This is a genomic window from Burkholderia diffusa, from assembly GCF_001718315.1.
GTDB lineage: Bacteria > Pseudomonadota > Gammaproteobacteria > Burkholderiales > Burkholderiaceae > Burkholderia > Burkholderia diffusa_B.
This window is the reverse complement of the sequence record NZ_CP013362.1, coordinates 2,160,803-2,176,970: the sequence shown is the minus strand read 5'-3', so window position 1 is coordinate 2,176,970 and position 16,168 is coordinate 2,160,803. Positions and strand designations below refer to the sequence as shown.

Annotated in this window: 17 protein-coding genes; 12 read left to right on the top strand and 5 right to left on the bottom strand. The window is 66.6% G+C overall.

Going from position 1 to position 16,168, the window contains the following annotated elements; translation table 11 throughout:
• Positions 1–21 precede the first annotated feature (21 nt).
• Positions 22–546: a gamma carbonic anhydrase family protein gene (locus WI26_RS10055; protein WP_069225863.1), complete on the bottom strand. Its 525-nt coding sequence runs from the start codon at positions 544–546 to the stop codon at positions 22–24.
• A 144-nt stretch (positions 547–690) separates the two neighbouring features.
• On the opposite strand from WI26_RS10055, the gene WI26_RS10050 reads away from it, so the two are divergent.
• From WI26_RS10050 to WI26_RS32680, 11 genes are all read left to right on the top strand, one after another.
• Positions 691–1,548 (top strand): ferritin-like domain-containing protein, encoded by an 858-nt coding sequence (locus tag WI26_RS10050; RefSeq protein WP_069225862.1) that lies wholly within the window; start codon positions 691–693, stop codon positions 1,546–1,548.
• A gap of 199 nt (positions 1,549–1,747) precedes the next feature.
• The gene (locus WI26_RS10045; protein ID WP_069225861.1) at positions 1,748–2,638 is read left to right on the top strand and encodes an alpha/beta fold hydrolase; all 891 of its coding nucleotides are present in this window, start codon (positions 1,748–1,750) and stop codon (positions 2,636–2,638) included.
• A gap of 79 nt (positions 2,639–2,717) precedes the next feature.
• Positions 2,718–3,548, top strand: coding sequence for a 3',5'-nucleoside bisphosphate phosphatase (locus WI26_RS10040; RefSeq protein WP_059464173.1), 831 nt, complete (start codon positions 2,718–2,720; stop codon positions 3,546–3,548).
• Positions 3,549–3,620: 72 nt separating this feature from the next.
• Positions 3,621–4,253 (top strand): L-threonylcarbamoyladenylate synthase, encoded by a 633-nt coding sequence (locus WI26_RS10035; RefSeq protein ID WP_059537904.1) that lies wholly within the window; start codon positions 3,621–3,623, stop codon positions 4,251–4,253.
• Positions 4,254–4,298: 45 nt separating this feature from the next.
• A complete protein-coding gene (locus WI26_RS10030) occupies positions 4,299–4,961 on the top strand; it encodes a site-2 protease family protein (protein ID WP_069225860.1) in 663 nt (220 codons plus the stop codon).
• 8 nt (positions 4,962–4,969) lie between these two features.
• Positions 4,970–6,172 (top strand): tryptophan--tRNA ligase, encoded by a 1,203-nt coding sequence (locus WI26_RS10025; RefSeq protein WP_059450434.1) that lies wholly within the window; start codon positions 4,970–4,972, stop codon positions 6,170–6,172.
• Positions 6,173–6,181: 9 nt separating this feature from the next.
• Positions 6,182–6,784 (top strand): class I SAM-dependent methyltransferase, encoded by a 603-nt coding sequence (locus WI26_RS10020; protein ID WP_059510863.1) that lies wholly within the window; start codon positions 6,182–6,184, stop codon positions 6,782–6,784.
• Between the two features lie 47 nt (positions 6,785–6,831).
• Positions 6,832–7,734 (top strand): 4-hydroxy-tetrahydrodipicolinate synthase, encoded by a 903-nt coding sequence (dapA, locus tag WI26_RS10015; protein ID WP_059464169.1) that lies wholly within the window; start codon positions 6,832–6,834, stop codon positions 7,732–7,734.
• 111 nt (positions 7,735–7,845) lie between these two features.
• Positions 7,846–8,991, top strand: a complete 1,146-nt coding sequence (bamC, locus tag WI26_RS10010) for an outer membrane protein assembly factor BamC (protein ID WP_059464168.1) — start codon at positions 7,846–7,848, stop codon at positions 8,989–8,991.
• A gap of 4 nt (positions 8,992–8,995) precedes the next feature.
• On the top strand, positions 8,996–9,772 hold the full coding sequence (locus tag WI26_RS10005) for an MBL fold metallo-hydrolase (protein WP_069225859.1): 777 nt from the start codon (positions 8,996–8,998) through the stop codon (positions 9,770–9,772).
• Between the two features lie 116 nt (positions 9,773–9,888).
• A complete protein-coding gene (locus WI26_RS32680; RefSeq protein ID WP_162499716.1) occupies positions 9,889–10,071 on the top strand; it encodes a hypothetical protein in 183 nt (60 codons plus the stop codon).
• Positions 10,072–10,091: 20 nt separating this feature from the next.
• On the opposite strand, the gene WI26_RS33400 is transcribed toward WI26_RS32680, so the two are convergent.
• Both WI26_RS33400 and WI26_RS10000 read right to left on the bottom strand, forming a co-directional pair.
• Complete coding sequence (locus WI26_RS33400; RefSeq protein ID WP_011657350.1) at positions 10,092–10,337, bottom strand: hypothetical protein; 246 nt, start codon at positions 10,335–10,337, stop codon at positions 10,092–10,094.
• A gap of 54 nt (positions 10,338–10,391) precedes the next feature.
• Positions 10,392–11,612 (bottom strand): cupin domain-containing protein, encoded by a 1,221-nt coding sequence (locus WI26_RS10000; RefSeq protein ID WP_059464166.1) that lies wholly within the window; start codon positions 11,610–11,612, stop codon positions 10,392–10,394.
• Positions 11,613–11,644: 32 nt separating this feature from the next.
• On the opposite strand from WI26_RS10000, the gene WI26_RS09995 reads away from it, so the two are divergent.
• Positions 11,645–12,199: an FKBP-type peptidyl-prolyl cis-trans isomerase gene (locus tag WI26_RS09995; protein ID WP_059980389.1), complete on the top strand. Its 555-nt coding sequence runs from the start codon at positions 11,645–11,647 to the stop codon at positions 12,197–12,199.
• On the opposite strand, the gene WI26_RS09990 is transcribed toward WI26_RS09995, so the two are convergent.
• Positions 12,179–13,450 carry a hypothetical protein gene (locus WI26_RS09990; RefSeq protein WP_069225858.1) on the bottom strand — a complete coding sequence of 424 codons (1,272 nt, stop codon included), beginning with the start codon at positions 13,448–13,450 and terminating at the stop codon, positions 12,179–12,181. The genes WI26_RS09995 and WI26_RS09990 overlap by 21 nt on opposite strands.
• Complete coding sequence (mutS, locus tag WI26_RS09985; protein ID WP_069225857.1) at positions 13,431–16,088, bottom strand: DNA mismatch repair protein MutS; 2,658 nt, start codon at positions 16,086–16,088, stop codon at positions 13,431–13,433. The genes WI26_RS09990 and mutS overlap by 20 nt, the downstream gene beginning before the upstream one ends.
• Positions 16,089–16,168 lie beyond the last annotated feature (80 nt).

The window sequence follows — 16,168 nt, the reverse complement described above, 5'->3', positions numbered from 1 at the left end:
CTTCCTTGAAATCCGCGCGAATCAGCCGATCCGCACGAGTTGCTCCTTGAAATGCGCGCGTCGTTCGACGTACGTCTTGGCATTTGCGCGCAGCCGCGCGATGTCGTCTGCCGACAGCTCGCGCACGACTTTCGCCGGCGCGCCGAGAATCAGCGAGTTGTCCGGGAACGTCTTGCCTTCCGTCACGACCGCGCCGGCACCAACCAGACAATTGCGGCCAATGACTGCTCCATTCAAGACCACCGCTTGAATCCCGATCAGCGAACCTTCGCCGATCGTGCATCCGTGCAGCATCGCCTGGTGCCCGATCGTCACGTTTTCGGCAATCGTCAGAGGAAAGCCGGGGTCCGTATGCAAGACCGCGCCTTCCTGGACGTTGCTGCCGGCACCGACCGTGATCGTCTCGTTGTCGCCGCGAATCGTCGCGCTGAACCATACGCTCGCGTTTTCCTCGAGCACGACCTTGCCGATGATGGCCGCCGTATCGGCGACGAATACGCTTTCGTGGATCGTCGGGGCCGTTTCGCCCAGTTTGTAGATCGTCACGGAGTCTCCTGGTCTCTTCGATGATGGGCGCCGGTAGAATGGCGCGTCTGGCGTGCCGGGCGCATTGCGTGACGGCACAAACGCACATTGTAAACCGTCGCGTGCATGCGCTCTCGCGATGCGCAAGGGCGGTGCCCCCGTTTGATGAACATGGAGCCTTCTTCTTTCATGGCTGCGCCGCACTGCGTGCGACGCACCGCGCTCGACGCGCTGCGGATGTCCGAGCCGGCCGCGAAAGCCGCGCGGGTCCGCGCGCTGCATGACGCGCTGCTGGCCGGGCAGGCCGCGATCGCGTCGACGCTCGATCTGGACGAACCGGCTGACCTGCCCGGCCGTCCGGCGCGCCCTCCGCTCGTCGAACCGCGCCAGCTCGAGCGTCGCAGCATGCGTTCGCCGGCGGGGCGCGCGGTGCTGCTGCACGCCCTCGCGCATATCGAATTCAACGCGATCAACCTCGCGCTCGACGCCGTGTGGCGCTTCGCCGGGATGCCCGATGCATTCTATGCTGACTGGCTGAAGGTCGCGTCCGAGGAGGCCCATCACTTCATGCTGCTGTCCGGGCGGCTTGCCGAGTTCGGGCATGCGTACGGTGATTTTCCCGCGCACAACGGGCTGTGGGAGATGTGCGAGCGGACCAAGGCCGATGTGCTCGCGCGGATGGCGCTCGTGCCGCGCACGCTCGAGGCGCGCGGGCTCGACGCATCGCCGCCGATCCGTGCGCGGCTCGTGCAGGCGGGCGACGACGCGTCCGCGGCGATCCTCGACGTGATCCTGCGCGACGAGATCGGCCATGTCGCGATCGGGAATCGCTGGTTCCGGTACCTGTGCGACGAGGCGGGCCGCGATCCGGTGCCGGCCTATCGCGCGCTCGCCGCGCAGTACCATGCGCCACGGCTGCGCGGTCCGTTCAATTTCGACGCGCGCCGAACCGCCGGATTCGAGCAGGCGGAGCTGGACGAACTTGCCGCGCAGGACGCGGCGGACGGCAAGGCGGCGGATTAGGGCGTGGGCGTCGCCGGCTCCCGACAGGCGGGCGAAGGATGTCGCTACGCCGGCCTTGTGGATCGTTCGGCGGCATGTCCGCGGCGTCGGATACGCCGATTCCACGCGCCATCGCTAGAGAGCTGCCTCCACTGCCAGGCGCCGGAACGGAAGCGTCATCGCTATAATCGAACGATCATTCTTTTTTCTGGCGGTTGCAATGAGTGCGTCGAGTTCTGTTTCCGATTTCGTCACGGTGCGCGGCGTCAAGCTGCATGTGCGGCGCTGGGGCCGGCCCGATGCGCCGACGCTGTTCATGCTGCACGGCTGGATGGACGTCGCGGCATCGTTCCAGTTCGTCGTCGACGCGCTCGCGGGCGACTGGCAGGTGATCGCGCCGGATGCGCGCGGCTTCGGCCTGTCCGACTGGCCGGTCGCGAGGCAGGGCGGCGGGCATTACTGGTTCCACGAGTACCTGGGCGACCTCGATGCGCTTGTCGATCACTATGCGCCCAGCGGCGAAGTCAATCTGGTCGGGCACAGCATGGGGGCGAACGTCGTCTGCCTGTACGCGGGCGCGCGCCCGGAGCGCGTGCGGCGCGTGGTCGACCTCGAAGGGTTCGGGCTCGCCCCCGCGCGGGCGGAGCAGGCGCCGCGCCGGCTGCGCGGCTGGCTCGACGAGCTGCGCGAGCCGCCCGTGTTGCGCCCGTACGCGTCGCTCGACGATGTGGCGGCCCGGCTGATCAAGACCAATCCGCGGCTCGATCCGCGCCGCGCCGCGTTCCTCGCCGCGCACTGGTCGAAGCGTGGCGACGATGGGCTCTACCATCTGCTGGCGGACCCCGCGCACAAGATGGCAGGCCCGCAGCTGTACCGGCTCGACGAGGTGATGGCCGTGTGGAAGCAGGTGCGCGCGAAGGTGCTGCACGTCGAGGCCGTCAATTCGCCGACGCTCGCGTATCTCGCCGGCGACATCCCGCTGCCGGAGTTCAAGGCGCGCTTCGGCGCGTTCCCCGACTGGCGCGAAAAGCTCGTCGAGGATGCCGGCCACATGGTTCACCACGACCAGCCGGAGCAGATCGCCGCGCTGATCGAGGCGTTTTGCGCATAGGCCTGCGGCGGCGGCGGGGCAAGCGGGCGGCGCGATTGCCGCATTGCAGTAGAATGAAGCTTCACCTGCCATGCCGACAATGAACGCTGATCTCCACTGCCATTCGAATGTTTCCGACGGGTTGCTGTCGCCTGCCGACGTCGCGCGCCGCGCCCATGCCGGCGGCGTGACCCTGTGGGCGCTGACCGACCACGACGAGATCGGCGGCCAGGCGGCGGCACGCAGCGAGGCGGAGGCGCTGGGGATGCGCTACCTGAGCGGCGTCGAGATTTCGGTTACGTGGGCGTCGCGCACCGTGCATATCGTCGGGCTGAACATCGATCCGTCGAACCCGACGCTCGTCGACGGTCTCTACCGCACACGCCACGGCCGCGCCGCTCGTGCGCGGGCGATCGCCGCGCAACTCGAGACGCTCGGCATTCCGGGCGCGTATGAAGGCGCGCTGAAGTACGTATCGAATCCCGATCTGATCTCCCGCACTCACTTCGCGCGCTTCCTGGTCGAGAACGGCCATGCCGAATCGACCTCCGACGTGTTCGACCGCCTGCTCGGCGACGGCAAGCCGGGGTTCGTCCCGCACCGCTGGGCGACGCTGTCCGACGCCGTGGCGTGGATTCGCGCGGCGGGCGGCGAGGCCGTGGTCGCGCATCCGGGCCGCTATCGCTACACGCCGGTCGAATTCGATGCGTTTTTCGGCGAATTCATCGATCTCGGCGGTTGCGCGATCGAGGTCATTACGGGCAGCCACACGCCCGACCAATACCGCGAATACGCGGACGTCGCGCGCCGCTTCGGTTTCGAAGTGTCGCGCGGCTCGGATTTCCATGCGCCGGGCGAGGGCCGCATCGAGCTCGGCAGCCTACCGCCGTTGCCGCCCGACCTGAAACCGCTCTGGGAGCGCTGGCTCTGACGTACCGCGGCCGCTTGCCGTTGGCGCTGCCGCCGAGGCGCGCATCCGACTTCTCCCTCTTTACGTGTCCCCATGTCCCAGTTCTTCAGGATTCATCCGGATAATCCGCAGCCGCGCCTGATCAAGCAGGCCGCGGACATCGTCAGCAAGGGCGGCGTGATCGCGATGCCGACCGATTCGAGCTATGCGCTCGCGTGCCACCTCGATGACAAGGATGCGGTCGAACGCGTGCGCCGCATCCGTGGCCTCGACGAGAAGCAGCACCTGTCGCTGCTCGTGCGCGACCTGTCGGAACTGGCCAACTTCGCGATGGTGGACAACCGTCAGTACCGGCAGATCAAGTCGGTGACGCCGGGCCCGTACGTGTTCATTCTGCAGGCGACGAAGGAGGTGCCGCGTCGGCTGTCGCATCCGTCGCGCAAGACGATCGGGCTGCGCGTGCCCGATCACGCGATCACGCTTGCGCTGCTCGAATCGCTCGGCCAGCCGCTGCTCGGCACGACGCTGATCCTGCCGCCGGACGACGAGCCGCTCAACGATCCCGAGGACATCCGCGCACGGCTCGAGAAGCAGGTCGATCTCGTGATCGACGGTGGCGCGTGTCCGCGCGAGCCGTCGACGGTGATCGACCTGACGGGCGACGAGCCGCAGCTCCTGCGGGCGGGGCGCGGTGCGCTCGAACCGTTCGGGCTTTCTGCCGCGTAAGCGCCATTCATTTTTGCGCGAGTGCGCTTGTTACAATAACGCGATATGGACGCTTCCCTGATACAGACCATCGCCGTCTACGCGCTGCCCGTGATCTTCGCGATCACGCTGCACGAGGCCGCGCACGGCTATGCCGCGCGCCTGCTCGGCGACAACACCGCCTACATGATGGGGCGCGTGTCGTTCAACCCGATGCGTCACATCGATCCGCTCGGCACGATCGCGATCCCGCTCGCAATGTATTTCCTGACGGGCGGCGCGTTCCTGTTCGGCTATGCGAAGCCGGTGCCGGTATCGTTCGGCAATCTGCGCGATCCGCGCTGGGGCACACTTTGGGTGTCGCTGGCGGGCCCGGCCTGCAACTTCGTGCAGGCACTGATCTGGGGCGTGCTGACCATCGTGCTGCCCGCTGCCGGCATCGACGAGCCGTTCTTCACGCGGATGGCCTACGCAGGCGTCAGCGCGAACCTGGTGCTCGGCGTGCTGAACCTGTTTCCGCTGCCGCCGCTCGACGGCGGTCGCATCCTGGCCGCGCTGCTGCCGCCGAAGCAATCGATCGCGCTGTCGCGCATCGAGCCGTACGGTTTCATCATCGTCCTCGTGCTGGTCATGACGGGCGTGCTGACGAACTTCTGGCTGCGTCCGCTCGTGAACGTCGCGGCCGGCGTGCTGAGCGCCATCCTGTCTCCCTTCGCCTCGCTTTTCTAACGACAATCATGTTCCCAGATCGTATTTTCTCCGGCATGCGGCCCACCGGGTCGCTGCACCTCGGCCACTACCACGGTGTGCTGAAAAACTGGGTGAAACTGCAGTCCGAGTATCCGTGTTTCTTCTGCGTGGTCGACTGGCACGCGCTGACGACGCACTATGAAACGCCCGAGGTCATCGAGAAGAACGTGTGGGACGTGCTGATCGACTGGCTCGCGTCCGGCATCGATCCCGCGCAGGCGACGCTGTTCATCCAGAGCAAGGTGCCCGAGCATGCGGAACTCGCGCTGCTGCTCGGCATGAGCACGCCGCTCGGCTGGCTCGAACGTGTGCCGACCTACAAGGAGCAGATGGAGAAGCTGAAGGACAAGGACCTGTCGACCTACGGCTTCCTCGGCTACCCGGTGCTGATGGCGGCTGACATCCTGCTGTATCGCGGCTCGCTCGTGCCGGTCGGCGAGGACCAGGTGCCGCACGTCGAGATGACGCGCGAGATCGCTCGCCGCTTCAACTATCTGTACGGCCGCGAGCCGGGTTTCGAGGAGAAGGCGCTCGAAGCCGCGAAGAAACTCGGCGGCAAGCGCGCGAAGCTTTATCACGAGCTGCGCAATGCGTACCAGCAGGAAGGCGACGACGAGGCGCTCGAGCAGGCGCGTGCGATGCTGCAGGAATCGCAGAGCCTGTCGATGAGCGACCGCGAGCGCCTGTTCGGCTATCTCGAAGGCGCGCGCAAGATCATCCTGGTCGAGCCGCAGGCGCTGTTGACCGAAGCGTCCCGGATGCCGGGCCTCGACGGCCAGAAGATGTCGAAGTCGTACGGCAACACGATCGGCCTGCGCGAGGACGCGGAGACGATCACGAAGAAAGTCCGCACGATGCCGACCGACCCGGCGCGCGTGCGCCGCACCGATCCGGGTGATCCCGACAAGTGCCCGGTGTGGCAGCTGCATCAGGTCTATACGGACGAAACGACGCACCAGTGGGTGCAGAGCGGTTGCCGCTCGGCGGGCATCGGCTGTCTCGACTGCAAGCAGCCGGTCGTCGAAGGGATCCTGCGCGAGCAGCAGCCGATGCTCGAGCGTGCACAGAAATACATGGACGATCCGTCGCTGCTGCGCGCGATTGTCGCGGACGGTTGCGACAAGGCGCGCAAGCACGCGGTCGAAACGATGCGCGACGTGCGCGAGGCGATGGGCCTGTCGTACACCTGACCTGACCGCATGCGCGAACCTGTCATTGCTGCCGCGGGCGGTCACGTCGTCCAGACCGAACCGTCGCGCTGGGTCGCCCGCTGGTCGCGGCTCGTCCCGGCGGGCGGCACGGTGCTCGACGTCGCCGCGGGCGGCGGCCGCCATGCACGCTGGTTTGCGTCGCGCGGGCATCCGGTCGTCGCGCTCGATCGCGATTCGGCCGCGCTGGCCGCATTGCGCGCGATTCCCGGCGTCGATGTGCGCGACGCCGATCTCGAGGGCGCGCCTTGGCCGCTGCCGGCCGATGCGTCGTTCGCGGCGGTGATCGTCACCCATTATCTGCATCGCCCGCTCTGGCCCCAACTGCTCGACGCGGTGGCGCCGGGCGGCGTGCTGATCTACGAAACCTTCGCGCAAGGAAACGAAACGGTCGGCAAGCCGTCCAACCCCGCGTTCCTGCTCGCCCCGGGCGAACTGCTGGACGCGGTGCGCGGCCCCCTCCGGGTGGTCGCATACGAGGACGGATTCGTCGCCGCGCCGCGCGAAGCGTTCGTGCAGCGCATCTGCGCGGTACGCGAGGGCGCGACCCCGACGGCGGGGGCGGGAATTCCACGTTACGAACTGCCCGGCTAATCCGCTACAATCTCAACGTTTACCGGTACATCAATCAATCGCGTTTCATGGCTAACGGCACCCAAGACGGCATTCAAATCCGCGGCAGCATCCCCGCGATCGTCACCCCGATGCTCGAAGACGGCAGTCTCGACCTGCCGGCGTTTCGCAAACTGATCGACTGGCACATCGCGGAAGGCACCGACGCACTCGTCGTGGTCGGCACGAGCGGCGAGTCGGCAACGCTCAACGTCGAAGAGCACATCCTGATGATCCGTACGGCGGTCGAGCATGCGGCGAAGCGCATCCCGATCATCGCGGGAGCGGGCGGCAATTCGACCGCCGAGGCGATCGAACTGACGAAGCACGCAAAGGCCGTTGGCGCCGACGCGACGCTGCAGGTCGTGCCGTACTACAACAAGCCCACGCAGGAAGGGATGTACCGGCACTTCAAGACGATCGCCGAGGCGGTCGACCTGCCGGTGATCCTGTACAACGTGCCCGGCCGGACGGTCGCGGACATGGCGCACGAGACGACGCTGCGCCTCGCGCAGGTGCCGGGCATCATCGGCGTGAAGGACGCAACCGGCAACATCGACCGCGCCGCGCACCTGATCAAGGCCGCGCCGAAGCATTTCGCGATCTACAGCGGCGACGATCCGACCGCTATCGCGCTGATGCTGCTCGGCGGCCATGGCAACATCTCGGTGACGGCGAACGTCGCGCCGCGCGCGATGAGCGACCTGTGCCGCGCGGCACTGGCCGGCGACGTCGCAACGGCGCGCGAACTGCACATGAAGCTGCTGTCGCTGCACAAGAACCTGTTCGTCGAGGCGAACCCGATTCCTGTGAAGTGGGCGCTGCAGGCAATGGGCAAGATGCAGGGCGGCATCCGCCTGCCGCTCACGCCGCTCGACGAGCGCTGTCACGATGTCGTGCGTTCGGCCCTCGTCGAGGCCGGCGTCCTCTGATGCTCGGGCGGCCGCGTCCTGCGGCCGCCGGCTCGACTCCTCATCAACCCGCACCGGCCGGCTCCGTCCGGCGCCGCTCCTGACGAGCGTTCTAGCAAGACGAAGGATTTCATGAAACGTTTCGCCTTTTCCTCTCGCGCCATCCAGGTTTCGGTGGTGGCGCTGGCGCTGGGCGCGCTCGCCGGCTGCGATACGCTGAACGATTATCTGGCTCCTGACCGGGTCAACTACAAGAACACGGGTTCGGCGCCGCCGCTCGCGGTGCCGAGCGACCTGAAGCCGGTGCCGACGACCCAGCAGTTCGTCGCGCCGCCGAGCAACGCCGGTCTCGGCACGCTGCCGCCGCGGGCGGCGACTGCCGCCGGTAACGCAACCGACGGTGTTCCGAGCGCGCAGGATCCGCTCGGCATGCATATCGAGCGCGACGGCGACCGCCGCTGGCTCGTCGTGGACGGACGCACGCCCGAGCAGCTGTGGCCGATCCTGAAGGAATTCTGGCAGGAGAACGGCTTCTCGCTGAAGACCGACGCACCGTCGACCGGCATCATGGCCACGGACTGGGCCGAGAACCGCGCAAACATTCCCGATGACTGGTTCCGCCGCACGATCGGCAAGGTCATCGACTTCGCGTACTCGTCGGGCACGCGCGACCGTTTCCGCACGCTCGTGAACCGTACGCCGGACGGCAACACCGACATCTCGATCACGCACAGCGCGATGGAGGAAATGATGGTCGGCCCGCAGGGCGGCACGTCGTCGCGCTGGGAAGAGCGTCCGCGCAACCCGGTGCTCGAGGCCGTGTTCCTGTCGAAGCTCATGCAGAAGTTCGGCCTGAGCGATGCGCAGGCGAAGCAACTGCTGACCGATGCGCGTCCCGCGACGGCGCCGGCGCAGGTCAGCGATACGAGCGGCGGCGCCGCGACGCTGCAACTGGCGGAATCGTTCGACCGTGCGTGGCTGCGCGTCGGTCTCGCGCTCGACCGCACCAACTTCGCGGTCGACAATCGCGATCGCGAGAAGGGCGTGTACACGGTCCGCTACGCGAACACGATGGAAGAGCTCAAGCGCGACGGGTTGTTCGGCAAGCTGTTCTACGGCGGCCCGTCGGCGGCCAAGCCGGGCAAGGAATACCTGGTCAACGTGCGCGCGCAGGGCAGTGGCGGCACGCAGGTCGCGGTAGTCGACGCGAATGGCAAGGTCGACAACTCGTCGGACGCGCAGCGGATCATCTCGCTGCTGCACGCCCAGCTGAACTGATCGCGTGCGCTTCGCCAGCCTCGGTAGCGGCAGCGAAGGCAACGCGCTGGTCGTCGAGGTCTCGAGCGGCACGACGACCACCCGCGTGTTGCTCGACTGCGGTTTTTCCGCGAAGGAGGTCGAGCGCCGCCTCGGTCGCCTGAATCTCGGCATCGACGATCTCGATGCCATTCTCATCACCCACGAACACAGCGACCACGTCGGCAGCGCGCTGACGCTCGCACGGCGCGGGTCGCTGCCGCTCTACATGAGCTGGGGCACGGCGCGCGCGGTGGGCGCGGACGAAGCCGATGTCGACCTGCACGTGTTGTGGGGCGACGAGACGGCCGCGATCCGAGATCTGGCCGTAATTCCCTATACCGTGCCCCATGACGCACGGGAACCTCTCCAGTTCGTCTTCATGGACGGTTGCCGCCGGCTCGGCGTGCTGACCGACGTCGGGATGGCCACGCCGCATATCACGGCCGTTCTGAGCGGTTGTGACGCGCTGGTGCTTGAATCCAACCACGATACCGCGATGCTCGCAGGAAGCCGCTATCCGCAGTCGCTGAAGGCACGGATCGGTGGCAATCACGGCCATCTGAGCAACGATGCCGCCGCGGGCATTCTCGCCTCGCTCGAGCGCAGCCGCCTCCAGCACCTCGTCGCGGCGCACCTGAGCCAGCAGAACAATCGGCCCGAGCTGGCCCGCCAGGCGTTGGCCGGTGTGCTGGGAACGGACGGGGAGGAAGTGGTCGTGGCCACGCAGGACGCGGGTTTCGACTGGCTGACGCTCGGTTGAGCGCACGCAGGAAGGGGGGGGCGGGGCGGCGCCCGTGCCGGCCGCCTGCCGGAGTCGATCCACGGAACCGACAGACGTAAAAAAACCGGCCCGAAGGGCCGGTTTTTTTTCAGCTGATGCTGAGGCTTACTGGCTTGCGCCCGAAGCCGGAGCAGCCGTCGCTGCCGAAGCAGCCGACGCCACAGCAGCAGCTGCGTCGCTCGCAGCAGCCGTCGCCGACGAAGCAGCAGCCGAAGCGTCGCTCGCAGCACCAGCAACTGCCGAAGCAGCCGACGAAGCAGCAGCCGATGCGTCGCTAGCAGCCGACGAAGCAGCTTGATCAGCGCTCTTGTTGCAAGCAGCCAGTGCAACAGCAGCCAACAGGGAAGCTACGAGGAGGGATTTCTTCATGATCACGTCCTTTTATGGTTAAAGGTAAGCAACAGCGCGAAACAATACCGGTAATGTGCTCCAACACCGACCTGGGCCGCTGGTGGAGACGCACTTCTAGAGCGTGAATCTTCCCTACGGCTTGGGCGGAAATTATATGCACTTTCCTATCGACCGTCGACAAATGCGGGGTCAATACGTTGTCTTTCCCATACAGAATTTGATCTGCACGGGCATACGGGGCGGCTCACTAAATCCGGTTTCCGACCCGTATCCAGCCCGCACAATACCATTCGTGCAGCAAGGCTGTCATTGAGGGAACCCGGGATAGTGTTACAAACCGTTTCGCCTCCATGTGGCGCAGATTGGCCAGTTCGGGCAGCCATTCGCCGGCCTGCTCGAGTGGTTCTTCCTCGCCATTAACGAAGTACGAGCGCGCGTTATACATCAATGCGGTCCGTCTGTCGAGATATACGCCTCGGCGCGACGCCTGCGCGACGAACGCGGCCTCGGATAGCGGACGCGCAGGCGGCTCGAATACGACGTTTGATTTGGGCTCGCTCAGGTAGCAACCGAGGAATTCGGCGACGTCGCGCTTGCGCCAGCGGATCGCATCGACGATCTCGGCGACGCGATCGACCATCGCCGGCGGCAGTTGCGCAGGGGTGTCGACCGCCGGCTGCTTCGGGTCGCGGTAAAGCGCGTCGCCGCGCTCGTTGCGCAGGCCGCCGCGTTCCGCGAGGTAATACAGGAATTGCGCGCCCAGCTCCCCGGCGGACGGCGCCCGAAAGCCGATCGAGCAGGTCATGCACTCGCCTTCGGCCACACCGTCGTGAGCGATGTGCGGCGGCAGGTACAGCATGTCGCCCGGCTCCAGCACCCACTCGTCGCTCGGCTCGAAATGCTCGAGGATCTTCAGCGGGACGTCCGGCTGCAGCGACAGGTCCTTCTGCGCACCGATGCGCCAGCGGCGCCGGCCTTCGACCTGCAGCAGGAATACGTCGTACGAGTCGAAGTGCGGGCCGACGCCGCCGCCGTCAGTCGCGTACGAAATCATCAGATCGTCGAGGCGTGCGTCCGGGATGAAGCGGAAGCGGTCGAGTAGCGCGCGTGCCGCGTCGACGTGCAGGTCGAGCCCCTGCACGAGCAAGGACCAGGACTTGCGCGAAACGGCAGGCAGCGCGCCCGGCTCGAACGGACCGTGGGCCAGTTGCCACTTGTTACGAAAATGGGTGATCAGTCGCGATTCGGCGTCATAGTCCGCTGCCAGCTCGAACAGTGCGTCGCGCGAGACCGGCGGCTTCACATCGGGGATCGCCTGGCGGATCAGCAGGGGCTTCTTCTGCCAGTAGCGGCGCATGAATTGCGCTGGCGAGAGACCGCCGAGCAGCGGCGTGGGAAGATCGGAGGGCGGCGCGCCGAGCGGGGCGGCAGCGGCATCCCGCGGTTCGGCTTGAGACCGGTTGCGCATCGTATAATGAGACTTGTATTTGGGAGAATTGGATGAAAATCGCAAAAAACACCGTCGTGTCGGTCGCTTACAAGCTGTCGGATGCGCAAGGCAATCTGATTGAGGAAAGCGACGAGCCGATGGTTTATCTGCACGGCGGCTATGATGGCACGTTCCCCAAGATCGAGGAACAGCTCGACGGCCAGGAGCCCGGTTACCAGGCGCAGATTCAGCTCGAGCCGCAGGACGCGTTCGGCGACTACGATCCCGAACTCGTGAAGATCGAGCCGCGCGATCGTTTTCCCGAGCCGATCGAAGTGGGCATGCAGTTCGAAGGCACGCCGGAAGACGGCGATGAGGAAGTGGATTCGCTGATCTACACGGTCACCGACATCGCAGAGGACAAGGTCGTGCTCGACGGCAACCACCCGCTCGCGGGCATGGCACTGCGTTTCGCGCTGACGGTCAAGGACGTTCGCGAAGCGACCGAGGACGAGATCGAGCATGAGCACGCGCATGGCGCGGAAGGCCTCGAAATCGTCGATGAGGACGAAGACGAGGACGAGGACGAGGACGGCGACGCACCGTCAGGGCGTACCCTGCACTGAGCTGGCGGGCAGGCCGGGCGCCGGCCCTGAAGCAGGGGGCGGCGCGGGCCACGAAGCGCCGCCCGGTGTCGTGCCGTCGCCTTGTAACGGCGGCGCGACCGACGACGAGTCGGGCAGTGCCGGCAAGGCCGGGATCTCCGGCATCTGCGGCAGCGGGACCTCATCGCGCGGCACGACCGGCAGCGCGGGCGGGATCGGCAGATTCTTCGGGACGTCCTGCACGCTCACGTTGAAGATCGTCTGCCGTGCCGGTGACACGCTGACCTTCACCCACTGATTCGCAGGATGACGCGGTCCGATCGCGACACGCGTCACATTTCCCACCAGCACGCCGTCGTCCGCATGCAGCGGGCGATCGATCAGGAAGCCGTTCGCAAGCGGCTCGCTGCTCGCGTGCATCACCAGGATCGGGCCGCGGAAGGTCGCCGCCGCCTTCACCAGCGTTCGTTTCAGTTCACGGAAGCCGTCGCGCACGCGCGGCCGGTTGAAACGCAACCACGCAAAGCGTTCGGCGCGTTCATAGCGGTCGAATTGCGGATCGCCTTCGAAAATCACGACCAATGCGCGCGCTTCGCGTCGCTTCGCATACTCGGCCGCGTGGTCGATCCAGAAACCGTTCGCGATGATGCGGTCCTCGAATTCACCGTTGCGGCCGCCGGCCGTCAGATAGTGATTGTTCGGCGCCGGTGCGTTCAGTGCGACGTAGACGACGTCGTCATGCAACCAACGCGCGTTTTCGCGATAGGGCCGGAACCGGGCGACTTCGCTTTCGCGCGTGATCTGCAGCGCGCCGGAATCGGGCAGCGCCGCGTCGGCCAGCAGCGTCTGACGCAGGAAGTCCAGGCGTTCGACCGGGTCGTAGCTGCCGCCGGCCGCCGTATTGCACGTTACCCAATCGTCGTGGCCGGGAATGAACACGAGCGGCACGCGCGACGCGTCCAGGATCGCGCCGCGTTGCGTATACAGCGAGTCGCGGCATGCTTCCTTCGCGCCCTTGATGTCGCCTGCGTAGACGACGAAGGCCAGATTGCGCTCGCGCGCGATCGATTCGAACAGCCGCTGCGCGGCCGGCTCGTCGGCCGGCGCGTCGATGACGCCTGACACGACCGCGAACGAGTACGGGGCGGCAGCACGTTTGGGCGGCGCGGCCAGCGCGCCGGCTTGCGCCAACGCGAACACCACCGCGGCCAGCGAGGTTGCGGCACGAGCCGGCCAGCCCGACAGGCGGCGTTTATGCGTGCCCGTCGGCATCGTGCGAGCGAACGAGTGTGCGCAGTTCGTACAGCAGGTCGAGCGCGTCGCGCGGCTTGAGGTCGTCGGGATCGATGTCGCGCAGCCTTTCAAGTGCGGGATGCGGGATGTCGGACGGCGCCGGCGCGTCCGCGCATTCGAGTTCGTCGATCGCGGCGGACGGCGCGCTGAACAGATCGAGCTGCGGCGTATGCTGCGTGGCAGACTGCTGTTCGAGATACGCGAGATGCTTGCGCGCGGCGCGGATCACCGGCGCGGGCACGCCCGCGAGCTGCGCAACCTGCAATCCGTAGCTCTGGTTCGCCGGGCCGTCGTTGACTGCGTGCAGGAACACGATGCCGTGGCCGTGCTCGACGGCCGACAGATGGACGTTGGCCGCTTGCGGGAATTCGGCGGGCAGTTGCGTCAGCTCGAAGTAATGCGTCGCGAACAGCGTGTAGCAGCCGTTCTGCGCCAGCAGATGACGCGCGATGGCCCATGCGAGCGCGAGGCCGTCGAACGTCGACGTGCCGCGACCGATTTCGTCCATCAGCACGAGGCTCTGCGGTGTCGCGTCGTTCAGGATCGCAGCCGCTTCGGTCATCTCGACCATGAAGGTCGATCGGCCGCCGGCGAGGTCATCTGCCGCGCCGATCCGCGTGAAGATCCGGTCGATCGGGCCGAAGCAGGCCGACTTCGCCGGCACGTAGCTGCCGACGTACGCCATCAGCGCGATCAGTGCTGTCTGTCGCATGAAGGTCGACTTACCGCCCATGTTCGGACCGGTGATCAGCAGCAGTTTGCGCTCCGCGCCGAACCGGCAGTCGTTCGCGATGAACTGCTCGACCTGCGCTTCGACGACAGGGTGGCGTCCCTGTTCGATCTCGATGCCGATCTCGTCGGTGAAGGCAGGCGCGACCCAGTCGAGCGTGCGGGCGCGCTCGGCGAACGCGGCGAGCACGTCGAGCTCCGCGAGCGCCGACGCGACTCGCTGACACTCCGGAATGAACGGCAGCAGTGCCTGCAGCACGCCGTCGTACAGCGCGCGCTCGCGGGCCAGCGCGCGTTCCTGTGCGGACAGCGCCTTGTCCTCGAAGGTCTTCAGTTCGGGCGTGATGTAGCGCTCGGCATTCTTCAGCGTCTGGCGACGGCGATAGTCGTCGGGTACCTTGTCGGTCTGGCCGCGTGTGACCTCGATGTAGAAGCCGTGCACCTTGTTGTATTCGACACGCAGGTTCGCGATGCCGGTGCGGGCACGCTCGCGCGCCTCGAGATCGATCAGAAATTGCCCGCAGTTCTCGGAGATGTCGCGCAGTTCGTCGAGTTCGGCATCGTAGCCGCGCGCAATCACGCCGCCGTCGCGCACCATCGCGGCAGGTTCGGGGGCGATCGCGCTCGTCAGCAGGTCGAGACACTCGGCGGGCGGCGCGAGCGCCGCGTCGACGCGGGTGAGCGCATCCGCGTTCGCGACGATCGCGCTGATGCGTTCGCGCAGCGCGGGCAGCGCGGCGAACGTGTCGCGCAGGCTCGACAGGTCGCGCGGTCGCGCGGACAGCAGCGCGAGACGTCCGGTGATTCGTTCGACGTCGGCGATCTGACGCAGCGCGCTGCGCAGTGCGTCGAGGCTCGCGTTCGCGGGCGCCTCGAGCAGTGCGCCGATCGCCTGCTGGCGCGACTGTGCGGCGACGGACGCGCGCGGCGGGTGATGCAGCCAATGACGCAGCAGGCGGCTGCCCATCGTCGTGCAGCAGGTGTCGAGCAGGGAGTACAGCGTCGGCGATTCGGTGCCGCGCAGCGTTTCGGTCAGTTCGAGGTTGCGGCGCGTCGCCGGATCGAGCCCGATGTATTCGGTTTCGTTCTCGACCTTCAGGCTGCGCACGTGACGCAACTGCTGCCCCTGGGTGGCGGCCGCGTACAGCAGAAGTGCGCCGGCAGCCCCGCATGCGCTCGTCAGCGAATGCGCGCCGAAGCCGTCGAGGCCCGCGACGTCGAGCTGGTCGCACAGACGCTGGGTGCCCGACGCAATATCGAAATGCCATGCCGGCACGCGCTTGATCGCACCGGCGCCAGCGGGCACGGCGTCGGTTGCGCCGTCCGCCGTGAGGATCTCGGCCGGCCGAATGCGTTCGAGCGCGGCGCCTAGCTGGTCGGGTTCGATTTCGGCGAGCCGTAGCGCGCCGCTTGCGAGGTTCAGCCATGCGAGGCCGATATTGACCGCGACGCCGCGCTTGTTGTGGCCCGTGTACATCGCGAGCAGGTAGACGTCGTTCTTGTCGGACAGCAGCGCCGCATCGGTCAGCGTGCCGGGCGTGACGACGCGCACGACCTTGCGCTCGACGGGGCCCTTCGACGTAGCGGGGTCGCCGATCTGCTCGCAGATCGCGACCGATTCACCCATCTTCACGAGTTTCGCCAGATACTGTTCGACCGCGTGGTGCGGGACGCCTGCCATCTTGATCGGCGTGCCGGCCGATGCGCCGCGTTGAGTGAGGGTCAGGTCGAGCAGGCGCGCCGCTTTCTCCGCATCCTCGAAGAACAGCTCGTAGAAGTCGCCCATCCGGTAGAAGACGAGCGTGTCGGGGTGATCGGCCTTGATGCGCAGGTACTGCTGCATCATTGGAGTGTGGCCTGCAAAGGCCTCGGGCGACAGCGTGGTCATAGATCCGGCTTGAAGTTGTTGCTTGGGTTGCCCGAGTTTACCAGTGGCTTCGACGATTCCGGTCGAAGTTGGCCGATAGG

Excerpts from the sequence above, each read along its gene's own strand:
- WI26_RS10050 (WP_069225862.1), top strand. The coding sequence starts at position 691 with ATGAACATGGAGCCTTCTTCTTTCATGGCTGCGCCGCACTGCGTGCGA.
- WI26_RS10045 (WP_069225861.1), top strand. The coding sequence starts at position 1,748 with ATGAGTGCGTCGAGTTCTGTTTCCGATTTCGTCACGGTGCGCGGCGTC.
- WI26_RS10040 (WP_059464173.1), top strand. The coding sequence starts at position 2,718 with ATGAACGCTGATCTCCACTGCCATTCGAATGTTTCCGACGGGTTGCTG.
- WI26_RS10035 (WP_059537904.1), top strand. The coding sequence starts at position 3,621 with ATGTCCCAGTTCTTCAGGATTCATCCGGATAATCCGCAGCCGCGCCTG.
- WI26_RS10030 (WP_069225860.1), top strand. The coding sequence starts at position 4,299 with ATGGACGCTTCCCTGATACAGACCATCGCCGTCTACGCGCTGCCCGTG.
- WI26_RS10025 (WP_059450434.1), top strand. The coding sequence starts at position 4,970 with ATGTTCCCAGATCGTATTTTCTCCGGCATGCGGCCCACCGGGTCGCTG.
- WI26_RS10020 (WP_059510863.1), top strand. The coding sequence starts at position 6,182 with ATGCGCGAACCTGTCATTGCTGCCGCGGGCGGTCACGTCGTCCAGACC.
- dapA (WP_059464169.1), top strand. The coding sequence starts at position 6,832 with ATGGCTAACGGCACCCAAGACGGCATTCAAATCCGCGGCAGCATCCCC.
- bamC (WP_059464168.1), top strand. The coding sequence starts at position 7,846 with ATGAAACGTTTCGCCTTTTCCTCTCGCGCCATCCAGGTTTCGGTGGTG.
- WI26_RS32680 (WP_162499716.1), top strand. The coding sequence starts at position 9,889 with ATGCTGAGGCTTACTGGCTTGCGCCCGAAGCCGGAGCAGCCGTCGCTG.
- WI26_RS10000 (WP_059464166.1), bottom strand. The coding sequence starts at position 11,612 with ATGCGCAACCGGTCTCAAGCCGAACCGCGGGATGCCGCTGCCGCCCCG.
- WI26_RS09995 (WP_059980389.1), top strand. The coding sequence starts at position 11,645 with ATGAAAATCGCAAAAAACACCGTCGTGTCGGTCGCTTACAAGCTGTCG.
- WI26_RS09990 (WP_069225858.1), bottom strand. The coding sequence starts at position 13,450 with ATGCCGACGGGCACGCATAAACGCCGCCTGTCGGGCTGGCCGGCTCGT.
- mutS (WP_069225857.1), bottom strand. The coding sequence starts at position 16,088 with ATGACCACGCTGTCGCCCGAGGCCTTTGCAGGCCACACTCCAATGATG.